This is a genomic window from Pseudomonas sp. 5C2, assembly GCF_034314155.1.
Lineage (GTDB): Bacteria > Pseudomonadota > Gammaproteobacteria > Pseudomonadales > Pseudomonadaceae > Aquipseudomonas.
Genome location: NZ_JAVIWH010000002.1, coordinates 1,089,399 through 1,110,907 on the forward strand (window position 1 = coordinate 1,089,399; position 21,509 = coordinate 1,110,907).

At 59.3% G+C, this 21,509-nt stretch carries 22 protein-coding genes and 1 pseudogene; 7 read left to right on the plus strand and 16 right to left on the minus strand.

Translation table 11 applies throughout. The features are described 5' to 3' along the window. Positions 1-12: 12 nt before the first annotated feature. The 3 genes from RGU44_RS05645 to RGU44_RS05655 form a co-directional block, all read right to left on the minus strand. On the minus strand, positions 13-978 hold the full coding sequence (locus RGU44_RS05645; RefSeq protein WP_322179372.1) for an amino acid ABC transporter permease: 966 nt from the start codon (positions 976-978) through the stop codon (positions 13-15). 464 nt (positions 979-1,442) lie between these two features. Beyond that, the gene (locus tag RGU44_RS05650; RefSeq protein ID WP_322216057.1) at positions 1,443-1,802 is read right to left on the minus strand and encodes a RidA family protein; all 360 of its coding nucleotides are present in this window, start codon (positions 1,800-1,802) and stop codon (positions 1,443-1,445) included. Positions 1,803-1,806: 4 nt separating this feature from the next. Further along, entirely contained in the window at positions 1,807-2,436 is a 630-nt protein-coding gene (locus RGU44_RS05655; protein WP_322216059.1) for an FAD-dependent oxidoreductase, read from the minus strand. Here RGU44_RS05655 and RGU44_RS05660 point away from each other — a divergent pair. From RGU44_RS05660 to RGU44_RS05690, 7 genes and pseudogenes are all read left to right on the plus strand, one after another. Continuing rightward, positions 2,408-2,941: pseudogene (locus RGU44_RS05660) on the plus strand (ABC transporter permease subunit); the annotation flags it as partial. The gene RGU44_RS05655 and the pseudogene RGU44_RS05660 sit on opposite strands and share 29 nt — an antisense overlap. Next, entirely contained in the window at positions 2,938-3,696 is a 759-nt protein-coding gene (gene urtD, locus RGU44_RS05665) for an urea ABC transporter ATP-binding protein UrtD (protein ID WP_322216062.1), read from the plus strand. The pseudogene RGU44_RS05660 and the gene urtD, both read left to right, overlap by 4 nt. Before the next feature lie 10 nt (positions 3,697-3,706). After that, entirely contained in the window at positions 3,707-4,396 is a 690-nt protein-coding gene (urtE, locus tag RGU44_RS05670) for an urea ABC transporter ATP-binding subunit UrtE (RefSeq protein ID WP_322216063.1), read from the plus strand. A 185-nt stretch (positions 4,397-4,581) separates the two neighbouring features. Continuing rightward, positions 4,582-5,811 (plus strand): formamidase, encoded by a 1,230-nt coding sequence (gene fmdA, locus RGU44_RS05675; protein WP_322179367.1) that lies wholly within the window; start codon positions 4,582-4,584, stop codon positions 5,809-5,811. Between the two features lie 37 nt (positions 5,812-5,848). Further along, positions 5,849-6,196 carry a zinc ribbon domain-containing protein gene (locus RGU44_RS05680; RefSeq protein WP_322179366.1) on the plus strand — a complete coding sequence of 116 codons (348 nt, stop codon included), beginning with the start codon at positions 5,849-5,851 and terminating at the stop codon, positions 6,194-6,196. A 14-nt stretch (positions 6,197-6,210) separates the two neighbouring features. Next, positions 6,211-7,254, plus strand: coding sequence for an aliphatic amidase (locus RGU44_RS05685; RefSeq protein ID WP_322216065.1), 1,044 nt, complete (start codon positions 6,211-6,213; stop codon positions 7,252-7,254). A gap of 3 nt (positions 7,255-7,257) precedes the next feature. Further along, the gene (locus tag RGU44_RS05690) at positions 7,258-8,316 is read left to right on the plus strand and encodes an AAA family ATPase (protein ID WP_322216067.1); all 1,059 of its coding nucleotides are present in this window, start codon (positions 7,258-7,260) and stop codon (positions 8,314-8,316) included. Positions 8,317-8,463: 147 nt separating this feature from the next. Here the strand turns inward: RGU44_RS05690 and RGU44_RS05695 are convergent, their stop codons facing one another. The 13 genes from RGU44_RS05695 to RGU44_RS05755 form a co-directional block, all read right to left on the minus strand. Beyond that, a complete protein-coding gene (locus tag RGU44_RS05695) occupies positions 8,464-10,044 on the minus strand; it encodes an aldehyde dehydrogenase (NADP(+)) (RefSeq protein WP_322216070.1) in 1,581 nt (526 codons plus the stop codon). Positions 10,045-10,133: 89 nt separating this feature from the next. Continuing rightward, positions 10,134-11,051 carry a dihydrodipicolinate synthase family protein gene (locus RGU44_RS05700; RefSeq protein WP_322216072.1) on the minus strand — a complete coding sequence of 306 codons (918 nt, stop codon included), beginning with the start codon at positions 11,049-11,051 and terminating at the stop codon, positions 10,134-10,136. A 122-nt stretch (positions 11,052-11,173) separates the two neighbouring features. Further along, complete coding sequence (locus tag RGU44_RS05705; protein ID WP_322216074.1) at positions 11,174-12,202, minus strand: trans-3-hydroxy-L-proline dehydratase; 1,029 nt, start codon at positions 12,200-12,202, stop codon at positions 11,174-11,176. A gap of 9 nt (positions 12,203-12,211) precedes the next feature. Continuing rightward, complete coding sequence (locus tag RGU44_RS05710) at positions 12,212-12,934, minus strand: amino acid ABC transporter ATP-binding protein (RefSeq protein ID WP_322216076.1); 723 nt, start codon at positions 12,932-12,934, stop codon at positions 12,212-12,214. Then, positions 12,927-13,577, minus strand: coding sequence for an amino acid ABC transporter permease (locus RGU44_RS05715; RefSeq protein WP_322216078.1), 651 nt, complete (start codon positions 13,575-13,577; stop codon positions 12,927-12,929). Before RGU44_RS05715 ends, RGU44_RS05710 begins: the two co-directional genes overlap by 8 nt. A gap of 10 nt (positions 13,578-13,587) precedes the next feature. After that, positions 13,588-14,253 carry an amino acid ABC transporter permease gene (locus RGU44_RS05720; protein ID WP_322216079.1) on the minus strand — a complete coding sequence of 222 codons (666 nt, stop codon included), beginning with the start codon at positions 14,251-14,253 and terminating at the stop codon, positions 13,588-13,590. Then, positions 14,246-16,033 carry an aconitase X gene (locus RGU44_RS05725; RefSeq protein WP_322216081.1) on the minus strand — a complete coding sequence of 596 codons (1,788 nt, stop codon included), beginning with the start codon at positions 16,031-16,033 and terminating at the stop codon, positions 14,246-14,248. The genes RGU44_RS05720 and RGU44_RS05725 overlap by 8 nt, the downstream gene beginning before the upstream one ends. A gap of 10 nt (positions 16,034-16,043) precedes the next feature. Beyond that, positions 16,044-16,862 carry a transporter substrate-binding domain-containing protein gene (locus RGU44_RS05730; RefSeq protein ID WP_322216083.1) on the minus strand — a complete coding sequence of 273 codons (819 nt, stop codon included), beginning with the start codon at positions 16,860-16,862 and terminating at the stop codon, positions 16,044-16,046. A 254-nt stretch (positions 16,863-17,116) separates the two neighbouring features. Continuing rightward, complete coding sequence (locus RGU44_RS05735) at positions 17,117-17,866, minus strand: AraC family transcriptional regulator (RefSeq protein WP_322217758.1); 750 nt, start codon at positions 17,864-17,866, stop codon at positions 17,117-17,119. Between the two features lie 74 nt (positions 17,867-17,940). Further along, positions 17,941-19,197, minus strand: a complete 1,257-nt coding sequence (locus tag RGU44_RS05740; protein ID WP_322216084.1) for an FAD/NAD(P)-binding oxidoreductase — start codon at positions 19,195-19,197, stop codon at positions 17,941-17,943. Then, positions 19,194-19,430, minus strand: a complete 237-nt coding sequence (locus tag RGU44_RS05745; RefSeq protein WP_322216086.1) for a (2Fe-2S)-binding protein — start codon at positions 19,428-19,430, stop codon at positions 19,194-19,196. Before RGU44_RS05745 ends, RGU44_RS05740 begins: the two co-directional genes overlap by 4 nt. After that, the gene (locus RGU44_RS05750) at positions 19,423-20,538 is read right to left on the minus strand and encodes an FAD-dependent oxidoreductase (RefSeq protein WP_322216087.1); all 1,116 of its coding nucleotides are present in this window, start codon (positions 20,536-20,538) and stop codon (positions 19,423-19,425) included. Before RGU44_RS05750 ends, RGU44_RS05745 begins: the two co-directional genes overlap by 8 nt. After that, positions 20,535-21,467, minus strand: coding sequence for a 4-hydroxyproline epimerase (locus tag RGU44_RS05755; RefSeq protein WP_322216089.1), 933 nt, complete (start codon positions 21,465-21,467; stop codon positions 20,535-20,537). The genes RGU44_RS05750 and RGU44_RS05755 overlap by 4 nt, the downstream gene beginning before the upstream one ends. Positions 21,468-21,509 lie beyond the last annotated feature (42 nt).

Here is a 21,509-nt window from a genome sequence, read left to right on the forward strand (position 1 = left end):
GGTGATCCTTGTTCAGCGGTGAGCGCGGTCAAAGCGCTTCTCGAGGCGAGACTGGACGGTCTCCAGAACGATCGACAGCAGCCAATAGAGCACGGCGGCGGTGATCAGCATCTCCAGATGCCGGAACTCGGCACGCCCTTGTGTACGCGCCAGGAACATCAACTCCCAGACTCCAATGACTGACACCAACGAGCTGTCCTTGAGCATTGAAATGAACTGGTTGCCTGTAGGCGGAATGATCAGCCGCATGGACTGCGGCATGATCACTCGGGTCATGACCTGGAAAGGGGTCAAGCCAATAGCTCTGGAGGCCTCCCACTGGCCGCGCGGGATGCTGCGGATGCCCGCACGGAAGATCTCTGTCATGTAGGCGCCGTAGCAGAGCGACAGCGCCAGGACTCCGGCCGGAACCGCACCTACTACATAGCCAAGTTGGGGAATGCCCAGGTAGATGAGATAGATCTGGATCAGCAGCGGCACACCGCGAAAGAATGAGGTGTAAAAGTTGGCAATCGCAATAGCAAAGCCGTTGGACGATAACTTTGCCGTCGCTCCCAGCAGCGCCAGGACGAAGGCGATGCTGATAGAAATAGCGGACACGTAGACAGTGGTGAACACCCCTTGGGTGATCATGAATCCGACTTTGCTGAGGATGAAGCTGTAAGACAAATTGAAGCTGTCGAAAAATAGCAGGAACAATAGAAGCAGCTCGACCCATACGGTGATGATCTGCGCCCGCAAAGGGAATCGTCCCAGGATGAACAGGTTGGCGACCAGCGTGACGGTCAAGGTGAACGCCACCGCGAGATCACGTAGCAGGGGTGACTTGAGGTCGGCAACGACGGGCCCCATCAGCTTTGCTAAGCCCCCCTCACCAGCGCCAGCAAAGAGCGTGATGGCAAATATAGCAACAGCGACCACCCCCATGAACGCGATGTTGTCGGTCGCCCGACTTCTAATGATGTTGTCTTTGTACATCGTCTTTCGTCCCCCCCATGGAGTAGAAATGCCAACTTGTCTCATTTCCATTATGAGTGTGCGAACTGCTGGGGAATACCTTGCGATCTGTACTTATTTTGCTATTTTATTGAGCATATACAGGGTAGGTAGCTTTAGATATGGCGGTATTAGTACGGCAACACGCGGGTGATAAGTCTGACATGGCAGGTCGGCGTTCACCTGCCTGAAGCCCCAATTGCGACGATCAGTGCTTGATTTTCAGGTATTGATCGAGCATTTAAAAAACTGGACCAGATAAAACCCAGTATCCAATGGTGCGCCAGGGATGCCGCGTTGCGCGAAAGCACAACCAGCTGACAGTGGTGTCCTCTGTGTATGCTCGCCGAAGCTCAATGGGCAGTCGTGCTGATGGGTACGAGATCCCCCGCTGTGTCCTCTTTCCTGAACATCGCACGATATCGGCGTTCGAACGCGGCAGTGATTCAAACCGTCGGTATCGCTGCAACCACCATGATTTCAACTAAAATGTCGGACGAGGCCAGCGTGGCTTGAGTTGTCGCTCTGGCCGGCGCACATCCGGTTGGCAGCCATTCGCTCCAGATACGGTTCATCACTGCGAAGTCGCGATCGATATCCTTCAACCAGATATGCGCGCTCACTAGATGTTCGCGGCTGCTGGATGCACGTTCCAGAAGTCGATCAATTTTTTCCAATACATTAAGGGTCTGGCCCTCGCAGTCCAGGCGTCGGTCGTTGGGGACCTGTCCAGACAGGTAAACCAGAGAACCATGGACGACAACACCACTGAGGCGCCCGTTTGGGTCGATTCGTTTAATAGTCATGGTGTCAACTCCTTGGGGGGCAATCCAGGCCTTTTAACGTCAGGCCTTCCAGATGGATCGGTGCCGGTCTACCGGCGATAAGGTCGCTCACTATCTGACCGCAGGCGCTCGCGAGTGTAAAACCGAGGCTTCCGTGGCCAGTGTTGAGCCAGAAATTCTTGAAGGGACTGGGTCCCAGAATGGGCGGCCCCTGCGGTGTAGAAGGGCGTAGCCCAGCCCAGCCGCGTGCCTGGTGATAATCGCCTGCGTCAGGGAAGGCTTCTTCGCACAGGCGACACAGAGCCGTAATGCGCTCTGGGTCGGGATGGGTGTTTTTGATGCCAATGTCGACCATGGCGGCGACGCGAAACTGTTGGCCGAGTCGAGCGTACACCACCTTGTTGTCGAAGTCGGTCACGCTGGTTTCCGGGACGCCGACGTTGCTGGTAAGCGGTAAAGTTAAGCTATAGCCCTTGAGTGGGTAGAGCGGCAGGCGGATACCCAATTGGGCCGCGAGTCGATCGCTGGCGTTGCCGGTAGCGAGCACGTAATCGTCAGCAGTGAAGTCTTCGGCATTCGCAAATTGCAGTGCTGAGATTCGATCTCCTTTGCGCTGAAAACCATTGTCCAAGCTTGGTCGGTTGTTGATGGCCATGCGCGACAAGGAAGAGCGCGTGCGGTTTTCCGGTTATGACGTAGCCAGTTTCAAAATTTTCGTGTTCTGTGTGGCGGCTGCATTCTCGGCCATTGGCGGCGCAATGTTCGCCTTGCAGGTCGGCTTTATGTCGCCCTCGTTCGTGGGGATCGTGCCGTCCATCGAGATGGTGATATTCGCGGCGGTAGGAGGGCGCATGTCGCTGCTTGGCGCCGTGTACGGCGCGTTGCTGGTCAACTACGGCAAGACCTACTTTTCCGAGTCCTTCCCGGAATTATGGTTGTACCTGATGGGCGGCCTGTTCATCGTAGTGGTCATGTATTTCCCGAATGGCCTTGCTGGTCTTTGGGATACTCATGGTCGGCAGGCCCTGGCAAAACTGCTTCGTCGCTCGCAACGGCCCCTTGCCAAGCCCGCGTCGATGTCTGTGGTGAGCAAATTAGCCAGCGTAGCTCCACAGTCGATTCAGCCTGCTAGCAGCACCTCCCTGGAGACCCGACCATGAGTGCCAGTGGTTTTGAAATGAACAAGCCAGTGCTGACCATCGAGGGACTGACCGTGTCTTTTGACGGCTTCAAGGCCGTTGATAACCTCAATCTGTATATCGACCGCAACGAAGTGCGCGTGGTGATTGGTCCCAATGGCGCAGGCAAGACCACGGTGCTTGATCTGATCTGCGGTAAGACCCGCGCTACCAGCGGCAGTATTCAGTTCGATGGAAAGGAACTGACCAAGATGCATGAGTACAACATCGTCCGCGCTGGAGTGGGGCGAAAATTCCAGAACCCGTCGATCTACGAGAACCTGACGGTGTTTGAAAATCTGGAAATGTCTTATCCCGCAGGCCGCAAGGTGTTCGGTGCATTGTTCTTCAAGCGCAGTGCCGAAGTGATTGCCCGGGTAGAGGAGGTAGCCAATGAGATTTTCCTCGGAGACCTGTTGCAACAGCAAGCCGACCTGTTGTCCCACGGCCAGAAGCAGTGGTTAGAAATCGGCATGCTACTGATGCAGAACCCGGACCTGTTGATGCTCGACGAACCGGTCGCCGGCATGAGCGTCAACGAGCGGGCACAAACCGCCGAGCTGTTAAAGCGAATCAGCAAGGGCCGCTCCGTGCTGGTGATCGAGCACGACATGGAATTCGTCAAGAGCATCGCGCACAAGGTCACGGTGCTGCACCAAGGCAAGGTGCTGGCCGAGGGCAGCATGGAATCCATACAGAAAAATCCCAAAGTCATTGAAGTCTATCTGGGCCATTGAGGAGTCGGACATGTTCAACATCGACAAACTGTCCTGCGGCTATGGTCAGAGCCAAATCCTGCATGACCTGGACCTGAACGTCGCCAAGCGTGAGATTGTTGCCGTGATGGGACGCGTTGGCATGGGCAAGACAACGTTATTCAAGAGTCTGATGGGCATCTTGCCGCAGTGGCACGGACGCATCAGCGTCGATGGCCATGATGTCTCGCCGCTGGAAACCCATGAACGAGTCGAGCGAGGTATCGCCTACGTGCCTCAGGGGCGGATGATATTTCCCAGCATGAGTGTGCTGGAAAACATCCAGACCGGATTGCCGGCATCGGCCAAGGGTAAGGTGCCCGATGACCTTTATGCATTGTTTCCGGTGCTTTACGAAATGCGCTCGCGAAAGGGCGGCAACTTGTCGGGCGGCCAGCAGCAACAACTGGCGATCGCCCGCGCTTTGGCGACTAATCCAAAAGTGTTGTTGCTGGATGAGCCGACCGAGGGCATTCAGCCGTCAATCATCAAGGACATCGCCCGCACGCTCAAAGAAATCCGCAACCTGCGCGACCTGACTATCGTCGTTTCGGAGCAAGTGCTGTCGTTCACTCTGGAAATCGCCGACCGTTTCCTGGTGATTGAAAAAGGTCGTTTCGTGGTCGAAGAAACCCGCGACAAGGTCGACGAAGCTACCATCAGCCGCTACCTGTCGGTGTGATCCTTATGCGTTATGCCCGCCCGCTTTCATACGCGGCGCGGGCTTTTTCGCGTGCGCTGGAAAAGGACTGAAGACCCCGTTCCTGCTGGCTATGGGCATACGTCATCCAACGTATTTTCTGATTGGCTCAAGCATTCGAAACTGGCTCCAACGCCTCACGCCCTATTCAGTCCAGGAGCTTCGTCATGACCGACACGTTGATCAAGGTTGACCTCAATCAGGCCGCTACCGAGAACGAACAGATCCACAACCGTTGGCACCCGGATATTCCGATGGCGTGCTGGGTCAAGCCCGGAGAGGACTTCATCCTCGAAACCTATGATTGGACTGCCGGTGCAATCAAGAACAATGACGATGCCTCCGATGTTCGTGATGTCGATCTCTCGACGGTGCATTACTTGTCTGGGCCGGTAGGGGTGCACGGTGCGGAGCCGGGTGATCTGCTGGTGGTCGATTTGCTGGATATCGGTGCCAAAGCCGAATCGATGTGGGGTTTCAACGGTTTCTTTTCACGGCAAAACGGTGGTGGATTCCTGACCGATCATTTCCCCAGCGCACAGAAAGCCATTTGGGATTTCAAGGGCATGTTCACCAGCTCGCGGCACATCCCGGGTGTGAATTTTGCGGGCTTGATCCATCCCGGTCTGATCGGATGCCTGCCGGATCACGTGATGCTCGCGGACTGGAACCGGCGTGAGCAGGAACTGATCGATACCAATCCGACCCGGGTGCCACCGCTTGCCAACGCACCCATGGCCCCAACTGCACACATGGGCAAACTCAAGGGCCAGGCCCGCGACGAAGCCGCCGCCACGGGCGCGCGAACCGTTCCGCCCCGCGAGCATGGCGGTAACTGCGACATCAAGGACCTTTCACGGGGTTCGAAGATTTTCTTTCCGGTCTACGTCAAGGGAGCTGGCTTGTCGGTTGGCGATCTGCACTTCAGTCAGGGCGACGGCGAAATTACCTTTTGTGGTGCCATCGAAATGGCCGGCTGGGTCCATATGAAAGTCGAGCTGATCAAGGGCGGCATGGCCAAATACGGGATCAAAAACCCGGTATTCAAACCGAGCCCGATCATTCCGACCTACCAGAACTACCTGATCTTCGAAGGTATCTCTGTGGATGAAGAGGGCAAGCAGCACTACCTGGACGTCAATATCGCGTACCGCCAGGCCTGCCTGAATGCCATCAATTACCTGACCAAGTTCGGTTACTCGCCCGCTCAAGGGTATGCGCTGCTGGGCTCGGCTCCGGTGCAAGGGCATATCAGCGGTGTGGTCGATATTCCCAACGCGTGCGCGACGTTGTGGTTGCCGACCGAGATCTTCGATTTCGACATCAACCCCAACGCCAACGGTCCGACGAAACACCTCGACGGCAGCATTGATCTGCCGATTGCCCCAGACCTGTAAGCCACCTCGGCGCCCGATTCATTGTCAGGAGAGCTGCATGCCGACCTATGAGTACGAATGTCAGACCTGCGGCTCGTTCACGATGCTGCGGCCCATGGACCAGCGTCATCAACCGTGTCAGTGCCCGATCTGCGCGGGTGACGGAGGGCGGTTGATCCTCTCGGCACCGTCGCTACCGACATTGTCGAGCAATCAGCGTATGGCGATCACGACCAATGAGCGCAGTGCAAACGCGCCGCAGACCGTCGGCGAATACCAGCAGAACCGGCGTCACCCCAGTGGTTGTAGCTGTTGCGCACCGAGCAAACCGGTGACGTCGAGCAAGGCCAATCCACTGGGCCTTAAGAGTAAAACCGGTCCAAGACCGTGGATGATCAGCCATTAACAGAGGTCAATTTCATGCGCCATGGTGATATTTCCAGCAGCCCGGACACCGTTGGTGTCGCTGTCGTCAATTACAAAATGCCGCTTCTGCACACAAAGGCCGAAGTCATCGAAAACGCCCACAAAATTGCCGAGATCATCACGGGCATAAAGCGCGGTCTTCCTGGCATGGACCTGGTGGTATTCCCCGAATACAGCACCATGTGCATCATGTATGACCACGACGAGATGATGGCAACTGCCGCCAGCATTCCGGGGGAGGAGACTGCGATCTTCTCTGCCGCGTGCCGTGCGGCCAACACGTGGGGGGTCTTTTCACTTACGGGTGAACGTCATGAGGAACATCCACGCAAGGCTCCCTACAACACGTTGGTATTAATCGATAACCAGGGCGAAATCGTCCAGAAATACCGCAAATGTATTCCTTGGTGCCCCATAGAGGGCTGGTATCCAGGAGACCGTACTTATGTTTGCGATGGTCCAAAGGGCATGAAGATCAGCCTGATCATCTGCGATGACGGCAACTACCCGGAGATCTGGCGCGACTGCGCAATGAAAGGGGCTGAGTTGATTGTTCGGTGCCAGGGCTATATGTACCCGGCCAAAGAGCAGCAGGTGATGATGTCCAAGAGTATGGCCTGGGCCAATAACTGCTACGTAGCGGTCGCCAATGCTGCCGGCTTCGACGGTGTGTACTCTTACTTTGGACACTCGGCGATTATTGGTTTCGACGGTCGGACCTTAGGCGAATGCGGCGAAGAAGAAATGGGTATTCAGTATGCCCAGTTATCTATCTCGCAAATCCGCGATGCCCGTGCCAACGACCAGTCGCAGAATCATCTGTTCAAGCTGCTGCATCGTGGTTACACCGGGGTCTACAACTCTGGCGATGGCGACAAGGGCGTGGCCGAATGTCCGTTTGATTTTTACCGGACCTGGGTTCTGGACGCGCAAAAAGCTCAGGAGAATGTGGAAAAACTCACCCGCGGCACTATCGGTGTGGCTGATTGCCCTGTGGGTGAACTTCCCCACGGTGGCAAAGAAAAAACCGCAGGCTAGAACATGCCTTTCGCCAATGATCGTATTGAGCACAATCACCAGCAGCCGAACCAGCCTGCCACACCGCCTTCGACCGGCCTGCTGACGTCGCGCGTTGTCTTCGATCCTGCTCAGGTGATGGCTCTGCTGCGTAGCCGTATCGTCGGCCAGGATGCCGCCTTAGCTACAATCGAAGCAGTGCTTAAGGTCGTCAAAGCCGATATTGGTAAGCGCGAGAGGCCCTTGACGGTAAACCTGTTCATGGGCCCGACCGGTGTCGGTAAAACGGAGATCGTGCGCCTGCTGGCCATGGCTATACACGGTCGTGCCGATGCTTTTTGTCGCATCGACATGCATACCCTGGCCCAGGAGCACTACTCGGCGGCGCTCACCGGCGCGCCACCCGGTTATGTCGGTAGCAAAGAAGGCGTCAGTCTGTTCAATAGCGAGCTGATTCAGGGCACGTTCAGCCGCCCTGGGATCGTGTTGTTCGACGAACTGGAAAAAGCCAGCAAGGAAGTCGTGCGCAGCTTGCTCAGTATCCTGGAAAATGGCCAGCTGACGCTAGCGGGCGGTAGTCGAACGCTGGACTTTCGAAACAGCCTGATCTTTATGACCAGTAATATAGGCGCGCAGCAAGCCAGCAGGCACCGAGAGCGTTTCACGCGCGGTTGGAGGCGTTGGTTCGGTGTAGCCCAAAAAGGCGAGGAGGGTGTATTGGAACGGGCGCTGCATGCCTGTTTTGAACCGGAGTTTCTGAACCGTATCGACCGTATACTGGTCTTCGAGCGTATTGAAGACCAATGGCTGAAAGCGCTGTTGCAGATCGAAATGGCCAAACTGAATCAGCGCCTTGATCAGCATCGCCGTAATCTGGTTCTTGACGATGCGGCAAGTGCATGGCTGTGTCGTAACCATGACTCACGCTTCGGTGCACGTGCGCTGACAAGAAGAGTGAGGGTCGAACTGGAGCCAGCGATTGCGGAGTGCGTGCTGTCTTGGCCGCAAACCACGGGAATGACTGCTACGGTCGAATCAAACACGTTAGTGGTTCTTCCCAAGCGTTTTTCACGGACTCCATAATCCATAATAGGATGTTGCGCAGTGGTCAACTAATCCCGGACACGACGTTAAGTTTTTCTTCTGCCCCTTGCAGGGGCCAACCCATCATTGATCGGAGTCAGCCCCCACCTCATGGAGCACTATTCCTCCTGCACTCGCGAGTTACCGTCACAGCGGCTGGCGGGTGCTGTTGCCGTCGACCAAGCGGGCAATGCCCAGTGAATTGGCGTCTTTAAGCGGTTCGGGCAGTAGCGCATCCGGGCAGTTCTGGTAGCACACCGGACGCAGAAAGCGCTCGATGGCCACGCTGCCAACCGAAGTGCCGCGGGCATCGGAGGTGGCCGGGTAGGGCCCGCCATGCACCATCGCGTCGCAGACTTCGACACCTGTAGGGTAGCCATTGAACAGCACCCGACCGACCTTCTGTTCGAGCAGCGAGAGCAGTTCTCCATGGGTTTGGAGATCACCGGTTTCGGCAATCAGTGTGGCGGTGAGTTGACCGTACAAGCACTGCAGTGCCCGTTGCAGTTCGGCCTTGTCGGCCACTTCAATCAACACCGTGGCCGGACCGAAGACCTCGTCCTGCAGCAGCGGGTCGCCGTTGAGCAGCAGGCTCACGTCGGCCTTGAACAACTGGGGCTGGGCCTGCTTGCCCTGTTGTTCACAGCCGGCCAGGTGAGTGATTCGCGGATGCGCGTGCAATGCCTGTAGGCCCTTGCTGTAGCTGTCGAGCGTGCCGGTGTTGAGCATGGTTTGTCCCGGCTGTTCGACCATCAGAGTGCTGAGATGCTCAATGAATACGTTCAGTTGAGGGGAGCAAATACCTATCACCAATCCGGGTTTAGTGCAGAACTGACCACAGCCGAGGACCACTGAGGCGGCGAGTTCACGGGCGATTTTCTCACCACGTAGCTGCAGGGCTTCGGGTAACACCAGCACCGGGTTGATGCTGCTCATTTCCGCGAACACAGGAATGGGGTGCGGCCGTGCGGCAGCCATGTCGCACAGGGCGCGGCCACCCTTGAGCGAACCGGTAAAGCCGACCGCCTGAATGGCCGGGTGCTTGACCAGGGTCTCGCCGACACCCGCACCGTAAATCATGTTGAACACGCCTTTGGGCATGTTGGTTTGTTCGGCGGCGCGGATGATCGCGTTGGCCACTCGCTCGGCAGTCGCCATGTGCCCGCTGTGGGCCTTGAACACCACCGGGCAACCGGCTGCCAGCGCGGCAGCGGTATCGCCACCGGCGGTGGAGAATGCCAGGGGGAAGTTGCTGGCGCCGAACACTGCGACCGGGCCAACACCTATTCGGTATTGGCGCAGGTCTACCCGTGGCAGCGGTTGGCGTTCAGGCTGGGCACGGTCGATACGCGCATCGTAGAAGTCGCCTCGGCGCAGGACGTGGGCAAACAGGCGCATCTGGCCGCTGGTGCGCCCGCGTTCACCTTGGATGCGCCCGGTAGGCAGTGCGGTTTCGCGGGTGACCAAGGCGACGAACTCATCACCCAGGGCATCCAGTTGCGTAGCGATGGCCTCGAGAAACTCCGCGCGGCGGCTGGCCGGCAAGGTACGAAAGGCCGGGTAGGCTGCGGAGGCAGCTTGGGCGGCGGCGTCCACTTCTTCAGGGGTCGCTTGCACGAAGTGATAGGGCAAAGCTTGACCGCTGCTGGCGTCATGGCTTTGCAGAGTGATAGTGCCCACAGCGCTGCGTGCGCCACCGATGTAGTTGTGGCCGATGATCTCGGGCATGAAAAACTCCTGTGTGGAAGGGTGACTCAGCCCCGTGAATCACCCTGGCGAGCGGGGCCACGACCCGTTTCAGTCCCGAGGGCAATCACTCAGAGACCGACGTCCGGCAGGTCCGGACGGTTTGCCAGCGCTTTGGCCATGATCTGCTCGACGTATTCACGTTCAGCTTGTGGCAGTGCCAGGCGTGGCGGACGGGTCAACGCGCTACCACGACCAGCGATGGCTTCGCACAGCTTAATGCACTGCACCAGGTCGGCACGGGCGTCCAGATGCAGGATCGGCATCAGCCATTCGTAGATCGGCATGGCTTCGGCAAAGCGGCCGGCCTTAGCCAGGCGGAAGATGGTTTCGCCTTCTTTAGGGAACACGTTGGACATGCCCGAGACCCAGCCTTCTGCGCCCACGGCGATGCTTTCCAGCACCACGTCATCGAGACCGGCGAACAACACAAATCGATCGCCCACTTCATTGCGCACGTCGATGAAGCGACGGGTGTCGCCAGAGGAGTCCTTGAAACACACCACGTTATCGCAGTCGGCCAGTGAAATCAGGATGTCCGGGGTCACGTCGTTTTTGTAGATCGGCGGGTTGTTGTAAACCATCAGCGGCACATCGGCGTTCTTGGCTACGTAGCGGTAGTGTTCGGCGGTTTCGAACGGCTTGGAGCCGTACACCAGAGCTGGCATAAGCATCACGCCATCGACACCGGCCTTGCGCACGGCGTTGGCGACTTTGGCGGCTTGCACGCTGGTGAACTCTGCGACGCCACAGATCACTGGCACCCGGCCGCGTGAGGCGTCAACCGCCACTTCAGTCACGGCGATTTTTTCTTCGGCGGTCAGGGACGTGTTCTCACCCACCGAACCACACACCACCAGACCCGACACACCATCACGAATTACGTTCGAGATTACCTGATGAGTTTTCTCCAGGTTGATGGAGAAATCGTCGTTGAATTGAGTGGTCACTGCTGGGAAGACGCCACTCCAGCCTATGCGCTTGCTCATAATTGCCTCCGGTTATTTATATTGTATTTCGTATACGATATTCTATAGTCTGGGATCAGACCAATACTTTTTTAGTTTGTTTTTCGGGTGTTATTTGTGTTTGAAAATCAGCGAGTCAGCTATCAGGCGCCAGGCCAGGTGTCCGACAGTCTGTAGCCTTGGGGCCATGGATCGCTCGGGTCCAGCAGCAATTGGTGGGTGCCCGTAATCCACGCCCGGCCAGAAATGCAGGGGTAAATAGCGGGTCTTCCGGCCACTTGCGTCAGCGAATCGATGCGGCAGTGGAACTCCGAACCTATGATCGAGCGACCGACAAAGTGATCGCCCACGCGCATCAAGCCTTTGGCCTGCATCACCGCCATGCGCGCTGAGCAACCGGTGCCAGTGGGGGAGCGGTCGATCTTTCCGGGCCGAATCACCACCGCGTTGGCGCCGGTGGCAATCCCATTTTCATAAACGATGGGGGCCGCGATCTGGCAGAAGGAAATGTGTGACCACTCAGGGTTCAGTGGATGGACAAAGCCCAATTGTTCGTTGGCTGCGCGGGTGATTTTCAGTCCGACCTCCACTAGCTCTGCCGCCTCGTCAGGGCAAATCGAGAAGCCGAGGCGCAGTGCATCGGCGATCACGAAACTGTCGCCGCCATAGGCCGTGTCGACTTGCAGCGCGCCTATTCCTTCAACTTCGATCCAGGCGTCGAGACGGTCAGCGAAGGAGGGTACGTTCTTGATTTCCACCCGTTCGACTTTGCCGTCGCGGCAATCGGCCACGGCTTCGATCAAGCCTCCCGGGGCTTCGAGCACCAAGTGGGTTTGCGGTTCGGTCATGGCCAGGATGCCGCTGTCGAGCAGCACCGTGGCCACGCACAGCGAGTTGGAGCCAGACATTGGCGGGGTATCTGCCGGTTCCATGATGATCCAGGCCATTTGCGCTCGCGGGTCTTTGGCCGGGACCAGCAAATTAACGTGACGGAACACACCGCCGCGCGGTTCGTTGAGTACGAAGTTGCGCAGGGTTTCATCCTTGGCGATCCAGCGCGACTGTTCCCAGATCGTGGCGCCGGGTGGCGGTGCAACACCGCCGACGATCACATCGCCGACTTCCCCTTCGGCATGACAGCTGACCACATGAATGATTTTTGATGAGCGCATTACCTGCTCCTATTTGACCGATTTGAGGAAGGCGGCCGTTTCCGGCTGTATAGGGTTACCGATGACTTGGTCGGGCGAGCCGATCTCGTGCACCAGGCCGTTACGAAAGAACGCCACGCGGTCGGACACGTCCCGCGCAAACCGGATTTCGTGGGTCACCAACACCATGGTCATGCCGTCTTCGGCGAGCATGCGCATGGTGTCCAGCACTTCGCCCACCAGTTGCGGGTCCAGCGCCGAGGTGGCTTCGTCGAACAGCATGTAGTCCGGTGACATTGCCAGGGCGCGGGCGATGGCCATGCGTTGTTGTTGACCGCCGGACAGCTTGCCGGGGAAGGTCTTGAGCTTGTCGCCCAAGCCCACATGCGTTAGTTGCCGGACCGCCAGGGCCTCGGCTTCTTCGCGGCTTTTTCCGAGCACTTTGCGCGGCGCGAGCATCACGTTTTCCAGTACGGTCAAATGGGGAAAGGCGTTCCACTGTTGGAACACGATGCCGATCTTCTGGCGCAAGCGGTTGAGGTTGGTGGCTTTGCTGTGAACCTCGATCCCGTCGACGCGAATGCTGCCTTTCTGGATTGGCTCCAGGCCGTTGATGCACATCAGCAGGGTCGATTTTCCGGAGCCGGAGCCGCCTATGATCGACACCACTTCACCCTTGTTCACCGTCAGGCTGACACCCTTGACCACGTCAAGGTCGCCGAAGGATTTGTACACGTTATCGATCTCAATCATTTTCTTGCCACCTTCTTTCCAGACGGGCGCCCAGGCGTGCGACCACCAGGCTCATGACGTAATAGATGAGGCCTGCGACGCACAGCACCAGCAGGGGCTCTTGGATGCGGGTCACGATAGTTTGCGAGGCCCGCAGCAGTTCGACGATGCCGATCCACATCACCAGCGCGGTGTCTTTCATCACGCTGAGCACCAGATTCAGCCAGCCGGGGAAGGCCACGCGCGAGGCTATCGGCAGTACGATCCAGCGCAGGTCCTGCAGGTAACTCAGGCCCAGGGACCGGCTGGCGCGCCGGACGGAAAGCGGCACGGCGAGCACGCCACTGCGCACTATTTCGGTGAAGTACGCCGCGGCGTAAACCCCCAGCACGATGCAGCCGACGCTGAAGGCGCTGATGTTCAAGCCGACGATGCTCTTGAGCGAGTTGAACAGCACGAACTGGATCAGCAACGGCACACTGCGAAACATGTCCAGTACCCAGGCCAGCGGTAGGCTTGCCCTTGGCAGCAAGGCGCGCAGCAGGCCGAACAGTAGTCCGGCGAAGGAGCCGAGCATGATTGCCCAGAAGGTCAGTTGCAGGGTGACCCATGCACCGTCGAGCAGAAACAGCAGGTCATTCCAGGAGAAACTGGTGGAAAACATAGGCTCGTCCTCAGTAACGGAACAGCCGCCAGGCCATCAGCCGGGCTACCGCTACGATCAACTTGGCAATCAGGTAATACAGCGCCGCGGCAAGGGCGAAGTATTCAAAGGTACGGAACGTTTTGACGTTGTAGTCTTGAGTCACGCCAGTGAGGTCGTTGTTAAGCCCGACGATCACCCCCAGCGACGTCATCAGCACAGCCCAGACCATCTGGTTGCTCAACGGATAGAACACGATGCGCAGCAATTGCGGAACGATGATCATCCGGTAGGCCTGGAACGCACTCATGCCCAAGGACCGCGCGGCGCGCATCTGCGTGCTGGGTACAGCCTTGAGGCCTCCCCGGAAGTTTTCCGCCAGGTAACCGGCGTTGTTAAAGGTGATCCCGGCCAGCAAGGCGAACCATGAGCTGACATGCAGTCCGAGGGAGCCCAGACCGAAGTACAGGACGTATATCTGGAACAGCGACGGGGTGTTGCGCGCAATCGAAACCCAGCCGTTGCCGATGCCGCGCAACAGCGGGTAACGTGCTTCACGTATCACGGTCAGGGCCAGCGCGATCAGCACTCCGAAAATCATCGACAGCGCGGCGGTTTCGAAGGTTACCCAGGCACCTGCGAGCATGTCCGGCAGGGCGCGCAGTACTGAGCGCCATTGGAAGGTGTAGTCAAACATGCGCGGGGCTCTCCAGAGTGGCAGCGGGTTGCAACCATGTGGGTAAACGACCACTGGCCTTAGCGCTACAGGCGGACTCGACACACTCACTAAGACTTGCGAAATGCACTGGCCGGCCGACCAAACCTGGCGCGTAGTGGGCGTATTTGCCCGAGTTGGTCATCAATGTCCGGGCTGCGGGCGGGATCACCGGTTCACCGAGCATGCACCAGCAAGTGTCGGTGACCAGAGTCACACCAAAGGCTTCTAGAACGGCGATGTGTCCGGCGTTGCGCGCTTGTTCCAGTACGGCGCGGCCGCAGGTGATCGCCACAACCACGTCCGGGTGCTTGTGCCTGCCCGCACACAAACGTGCCAAATGAGCGAACTCGCTGAGGGAGAAGTGCGGGTTACCCAGCGACACCACATCCACCTGGTTGTCGCGGGCACTGTTGAGCTCGCGCCAACTGAGCAACAGGTCTTTGAGCCTGATGTTTATCCCCGGTATCGGATTGCCCGGCTCCAGCACCAGGGCTGGGTCGAGGGCTTCTGGTGTGACGCCTGCGATATGGAACAGGGGCGCCGCAGAGGTGGTGGCAAAGGCCGCGCCGAAGGCTTTCAGATCATCCAGCGTCGGCTTGGCCTGAGCCAACCCCAACACCAGGGGGATCCGACGGCCGGCCAGCGCGCCGATGTGGTAACCGAGCAAGGGATAAAAAGCATCGTCCAACTCGTCCAGGTCGGGCAGTTTGATGAGCAGTTGCGCCTTGCGTTGGGCGTCCAGGTGACAGCCGATCAAGGGCGCACGACCGGTTAGGGCAATGCAGATGTCCAAGTAGTCCGGGTATTTAAGGGTGCGTGCGCCGAGCACGCTGTTGGCGTAGACCACCGCGTTGGATTCTGCCCAGACGATTTGCTCGCCGACCTTGGGGGCGCTGTCGAGCAGGTAAGGGGCACAGGTGAAACTCATTTGAGCGCCCATTGCCATGTAGGCATCGCCCAAAGCACTGGCGGGTTCGCCCAGTGCCGGGTCGATGCCCAGTTCGCGCCAGCGACGCTGGTCAACGGAGATGGAATTGAGGGTTGTTGGCACCCGTACTTTCGCGCCCCACTGCACCAACTGTTGGGCAAAGCGCAGGCTCGCGGGTCCCGTATAAATGCAGCCGTCGATGTGGGCCTGGGTGACATCCATCAGGCTTTTCGCGCCTTGCAACTGGGCCATGCGCAGAACGATGTGCATCGCCACCCGGGCCGCTTTGCCATGTTCGCCTGCCAGTAGTTGCTGGTCGCGGGTGGTGAGTTCGACAGAGGTTGCATCTGCTGGCTCAGGCTCAAGTACAGCCGTGCCGTGCCCTTGCGAGGCATCGGTAGGGGGCTGGTCGAACAGCGTCAGACGGGTGTCGTCGACTCGCGCAAAGGCCTTGCCCCGCAAGGCGGAAAAGGCCTCCCTGCCGATGCAGAGCACCGGCAGGGAGCGTTCGAAGAGGGTCTGTGCCACGAGCACGCCCAGGGTCAGGATTTCATCGGCTTCGGCCAACACCAGTGCCGCCGGCGCGTGGCCATTACTGATCAGCTCCATCATCACGCTGCTGCCGGTGCAGGAGCCACGGCCGCTAGGAATGGCCAGCACGCAGTTGGCCAGGTGTTCACCGCTGAGGGGATGGTGACGGTCGATCACCTCGCCGCTGAGAGCGTCGACTCCGCCCCAAAAACTCAAGCCGACGTCGGTGAACAACAGAGCACCTTCGGCGGCACCCGCGACCAGGCTACGCCCGGTCAGGGAAGTGGGCTTGCCAGGCATACCGGACACCTCAGTAGTAAACTTTTGGCACGGTCAAGTCGGTCGGAGGGATCTCGGTGCCGACCCATTTGACGAACAGTTCTTTGTAACGACCGCTACGCACTTGCTGGTTGACGAACAGATTGAGGTAGTTGATCAGGCCGTACTCGCTGCGCTTGGCGCCCAAGGATACGTAGTCGATCACATAGGGTGCGTTACCGGCGATTTTCAGGCCCTTGTACTTGCCCGATTTAATGGTCGCGGCCGCAACAGTATTGGTGACGACGGTGGCGTCGATGTGGCCTTGTGCAACGGCCAACAGGGTATCGTTTTGCGACTGATAGGCGCGGAAGCTGCCAGTGCCCCAGCTCTTCACGTCTTTTTCCAGAGCGATGGCTTCAAAGGTGCCGCTGGTATTGCCCAGGGCCTTACCCTTGATGTCGTCGAAACTGTTGATGCCGGTGTTGTCGCGGGTCAGTACGACCATTTGGAAGGCGAAGTAAGGCACCGTCAGCCCCACCGTCTTGGCGCGTTCGAGGGTGTCGGAGGTCGAGGCAACGATCACGTCGACACGCCCGGAAACCAGCGCCGGAATGCGGTCCGGGAACGGCGTTTCAACCACTTCGGCATCGACCCCTAGGATCTTCGCCAGATCGTTGCAATAGTCCACGTCGAAACCGACAGGTTTGTTGGCTTCGTCACGGAAACCCATGGGGGGGAAGTCCAGGGTCACGGCGCAGCGCAGCTTGCCTGAACCGATGATGTCATCAAGCTTGTCGGCCTGAGCTGTGGCGATGAAAGAGGTACTGAGAACAGCGCTGAGGGCTACGGCAAATGCAGGGTTTTTCATAGAGGCCTCGTTATCGGAAAAGTGCTGCTGCTTATCGTCTATGTTATTTCGTATACGATATCTAGTTAGCAATCGGCGTGCCTGTTTCTGATGTTGGCTGGGAATTATTTACGAGGCCTTGCGGTATCTGTCTCACACGATGCGTATGTAGAAGAGGCAGAGATAAATCGCAACGGCGTGGATCAGACGGGTGTTACATAAGGGAGCGAATCGCCCCGTGCGCGCCTCTTATGGGAGCACTCATGGTGAGTCTTTCAGCGATGGGTTTCGCGGTACTGGCTGGGCGACAGGCTAGTCAAAGCGCGGAACTGGCGACTGAACGCGCTGTGGTCGGTGTAACCGCAGCGCAGAGCGATGTCGGTGATGGGCAGGTCTTTGTCCAGCAACAAGCGCGAGGCTTCTTCCAGACGTACCTTGTGAATCATCTGCCGCGGGGTGAGGTGGAAGATGCGCTTGCAGTGACGTTCCAGTTGCGCCACCGAGAGCCCGGCGATCGCAGTCAGCTCGGCGAGGCTGATAGGGTGGGCGAAGTGGTTACGGATATGGGCATCCACTGCCGCCAGTTTCTGGAAAGCGGGGTGAGTGGACTGGGGTAATTGCAGATCGCGGGAGATACCGGCCAGGCCGACGACATGGCCTTGGGCATCGAGCAGGGCGAGTTTTTGGGTCAGACACCACACGGGCTGGTTACCGTAATAAAGGTGTAACTCGAGCTGGTCTACCAGTTCTCGGCCGCTGGCTAGAACCCGGCGATCCTGCTCGGCGTAGAGCGGGCCGAACCGTTCGGGGAACACGTTGTCGGCGGTGAGTCCCAGGAGCTCGTGGCTGTGCTTGAAGCCGCAGCGCCTGGCCAGGGTCTGGTTGACGAAGGCGTAGCGGGCTTCACAGTCCTTGATAAAAAACACCACGTCCGAGAGGGTGTCGAGCAGCGGCGCGATCGGCTGCAGGCTGCTCAGCAAAGAGGGCAAATCGCAGGGCTTAAGGCTGTTAAGCGAGACATACATGGCGTTGAAGGCCTGGTGGCGATCTTTGGGATCATAGAGACTCGGCGCCGTGCCCGAAAGTCCCGGCGCATGATTCACGCGGGCGGGTTGTCGTCCAGGCACAAGAAGGTCTCAATACGCGCCGGGCTGAACGGCGGACGCAGTGCCGGAGCCTGCCAGCCAAACAGGTGGTGCAACGCGCCACCGCAAATCCGTCCCTGGCAAGCACCCATGCCACAGCGGGTCGCCAGTTTGGCTTCGCGCCAGTGGCGGTGTTCGGTCAGCGCCGAGTAGGGCACATCTTCGCAACGGCAGACCAGGGTATCGGGTTCGGCCAGGGTTTTGAGCGTTGGGTCCAGGGCGAACGTGTGGTTCAGTGCCTTGGCAAAACCTTGCCAGCGAGTCCGGCGTGACCAAAGTCGTTGTGCGGCTTTTTGCTCTCCAACGGCGGCCAGCCCCGCGATATGCCCTTCGACCAACGCCAATTCACTGCCGCCGAAACCGGTGCATTCGCCTGCCGCGTAGTGGTCGGCGAGACTGCTTGCCTGCCATTGATCGACGGCGATCGTCTGGCCATTGAGGGCGCAGCCCAAGGCCTGGCCGAGTTGGGTATTGGGGATCAGGCCAAAACCGCAGGCCAGTCGATCGCAGGCCATTTCGACGACCTTGCCCTGCTGTCGAAGGCGTACGCCTTCGACGCGGCTGTGACCTAAAACGGCGAGAACGTGGGTCTGGGGGCGGTACTGCGCATCGAACAAGGCGAAGGACTGCAGCAGTTTGTGTGGCCAACGCGGTAGCTGGGCGGCAAAACCGGCGACGGCGGCGCGGGAGGCTTGTTCGGCGATACGCAGTACCTGAGCGCCTTTGTTTTTGGCGGTGGCGGCACTGGCCAGCAACAACGGACCGCTGCCAGCGATGACCAGACGTTCACCCTGCACCGGCAGGCCGCCCTTGATCAGCGCCTGCAAGCCCCCGGCACCCGTAACGCCGGGCAGCGTCCAGCCGGGGAAGGGCAGGAGCAATTCGCGGGCACCTGTGCACAAGATCAGTTTGTCGTACCCGATGCACCAGCCGTGTTCGTTGTCTTCCACTAACAGAGTCTTGACGCCGACGTTGGCGATAACCCGCGTCGCAGGGTAGTGGCGAATGTTGGCGCAGGCCGCCAGTCGTTCACGCAGGCGCCGAGCCTGGGACGGCAGGCTGGCGCGCGGGCCGTCGCGCCAGATTTGTCCACCGGTCCAAGGGTTGTCGTCGAGCAGCACAATGCGCGCGCCGCTGGGCGCGGCGGAGAGAGCGGCAGCCATGCCAGCGGGGCCGGCGCCGATAATCAGCAGGTCGGTGTATTCGCTCATCCTCGAGTCTCCACGCGCATGCCATCACGGCACAGGGTCTGGCAGGCTAGGCGGCGACGCCCATCAATGATCACTCGGCATTCCTGACAAACACCCATGCCACACAGTGGCGCGCGGCGCTGACCGTTGACCGAAGTGCGGCTGCTGCCGTCCCCGCCCAAGGCCAGTGCGGCGGCGACACTGGTACCCTCGGCTACCCATAGGGCACGGCCGTCCAGGGTCAATTCAGGCATAGACGGGCTCTCCGAGAAAACGTTGTGGCAGATAAGGTTGCGGGGCCAAAGGCGGCGGTTCATCGAACAACTGCGCAACCAACAGATCCGCAGTGCCGGGCGCAGTGGTGACGCCCAGCCCCTCGTGACCGACCGCCAGCCACAAGCCTTTGTGTTGTGGGTGTTGGCCCACCAACGGCATGCCATCGGGGCTGGCAGCGCGGAATCCGGTCCAGGCGCGGATGGCGTTGAGCTGGGCCAGCCCCGGCATGTATTCGGTGGCACGTTTGAGCATTTTGGCCAGCATCCAGCCTTCGACCTGTGGGTCAGTGGTGCCAAATTGCCTTGAGGCGCCAATGAATAATTGCCCGGTGGGGCGCGGTTGGATATTGCAAGCGGTCGACGGCCCGCTGGCATTGTGGGCGCTGGTGACGTATCCGAGTTCGACCAAGGTGTGGGTGACCGTGCCAGGGTAGCGGTCGGTGATCAGCAAGTGACCTTTCTTCGGTTCGATGGGCAGCTCAGGGCACAGCTCGTTTGCCTGAATGCCGTTGGCCAGCACCACCGCTTCGGCGCTTAGCCAGTGACCATCGTCGAGGCGTACACGGCTGCCGTCCACTTCCACAACCCGCGCCTGACGCTGACGGATACTCGGGTTTTCAAGCATCCAGCGGGCGGTGGCGGGGGCATAGAGAATGCCGTCGCCATTGATCAACAATCCACCCTCCAGACCTTCGCGCAACGCCGGTTCACGCGTGCGCAGTTCGGCTCTGCCGATCAATTCGCAAGGCACGCCCTGTGCTTGCAGATTGAGGTATTTGCTGTGGGCGATGGCCATTTCTTCGGCATTGGCGGCCAGCCATAGGGTCCCGTTGCGGCGATAGGCGCAGTCTTCAGGCATGGCCGGTGCCGTTTCACGCCAGCGTTGCAGGGAGTATTGGCTCAAGGCCAGTTCGGCCGGGTTATCGTCCAGCACCAGCAAATGGCCCATGCCAGCGGCTGTGGCGCCGGGCAGGCCCGCGTCGAGCACTAGCACCCGCAAACCGCGACGGGCTAGCGCCTGAGCACAGGCAGCACCGATGATCCCGGCGCCGATCACGATCACATCGGCCACTGGGTCCTCGCTCACGGGCGTATGCCCCAGGCGAATGGGTCGTCCTGATCAATCAGCAGGGTGGCTTCGGCGCTGATATAGGCACGGCCACGAATGGTCGGCACGATGCACTCACCCAGGGTTTCGTAAGAGCCTTCGAATTCGCTGCCGATCACGCTGGCCTGGCGCCATATCTGGCCCGGTTGTAGCTTGCCGTCGGCGGCCAGGCACGCCAGTTTTGCGCTGGTGCCGGTGCCGCACGGTGAGCGGTCGTAGGCCTTGCCGGGGCACAGCACGAAGTTGCGGCTGTCGGCTTGCGGGTCGTCGGCAAACAGTTCGATGTGGTCGATCAGACCACCATCTTCACCGCGAACGCCTTGGGCTTCCAGAGCTTGTTGCACGGCATAGGTGTAGGCGGTCAAGGCATCGAGATTGCTCCCCGTGACTTCCAGGCCATGGTCAGAAATCAGAAAAAACCAGTTGCCGCCCCAAGCGACGTCACCCACCACTTCACCGATGCCGGGCACGTGCAGCGCCAGGGCTTTGCGATAACGGTAGGCCGGGACGTTACGCACGCTCACCGAGCGGTCGAGGTGCAGCGTTGCTTCAACCGTGCCCACCGGGGTTTCGATACGGTGTACGCCAGCGCCGATCTTGCCCGCATGTGCCAGTGAGGCCACCAGGCCAATGGTGCCGTGGCCGCACATGCCCAGATAGCCGGCGTTGTTGAAGAAAATCACCCCGGCACAGGCCGTAGGGTCGACCGGCTCGCACAACAACGCCCCCACCAGTACGTCGCTGCCCCGTGGCTCGAGCATACAGGCGGCGCGCCACTGGTCATGCTCCTCGGCCAGCCGTTGCCGGCGCTCGGCCATGCTGCCGTTGCCCAGGTCAGGAAAGCCGTCGGTCACCAGGCGGGTCGGTTCGCCGCCGGTGTGGGAGTCGATCACAGTGATGCGCTTCATGGGGGCCACGTCCGTTCAGATGAGTGAGCGAAAGAGTGGCCC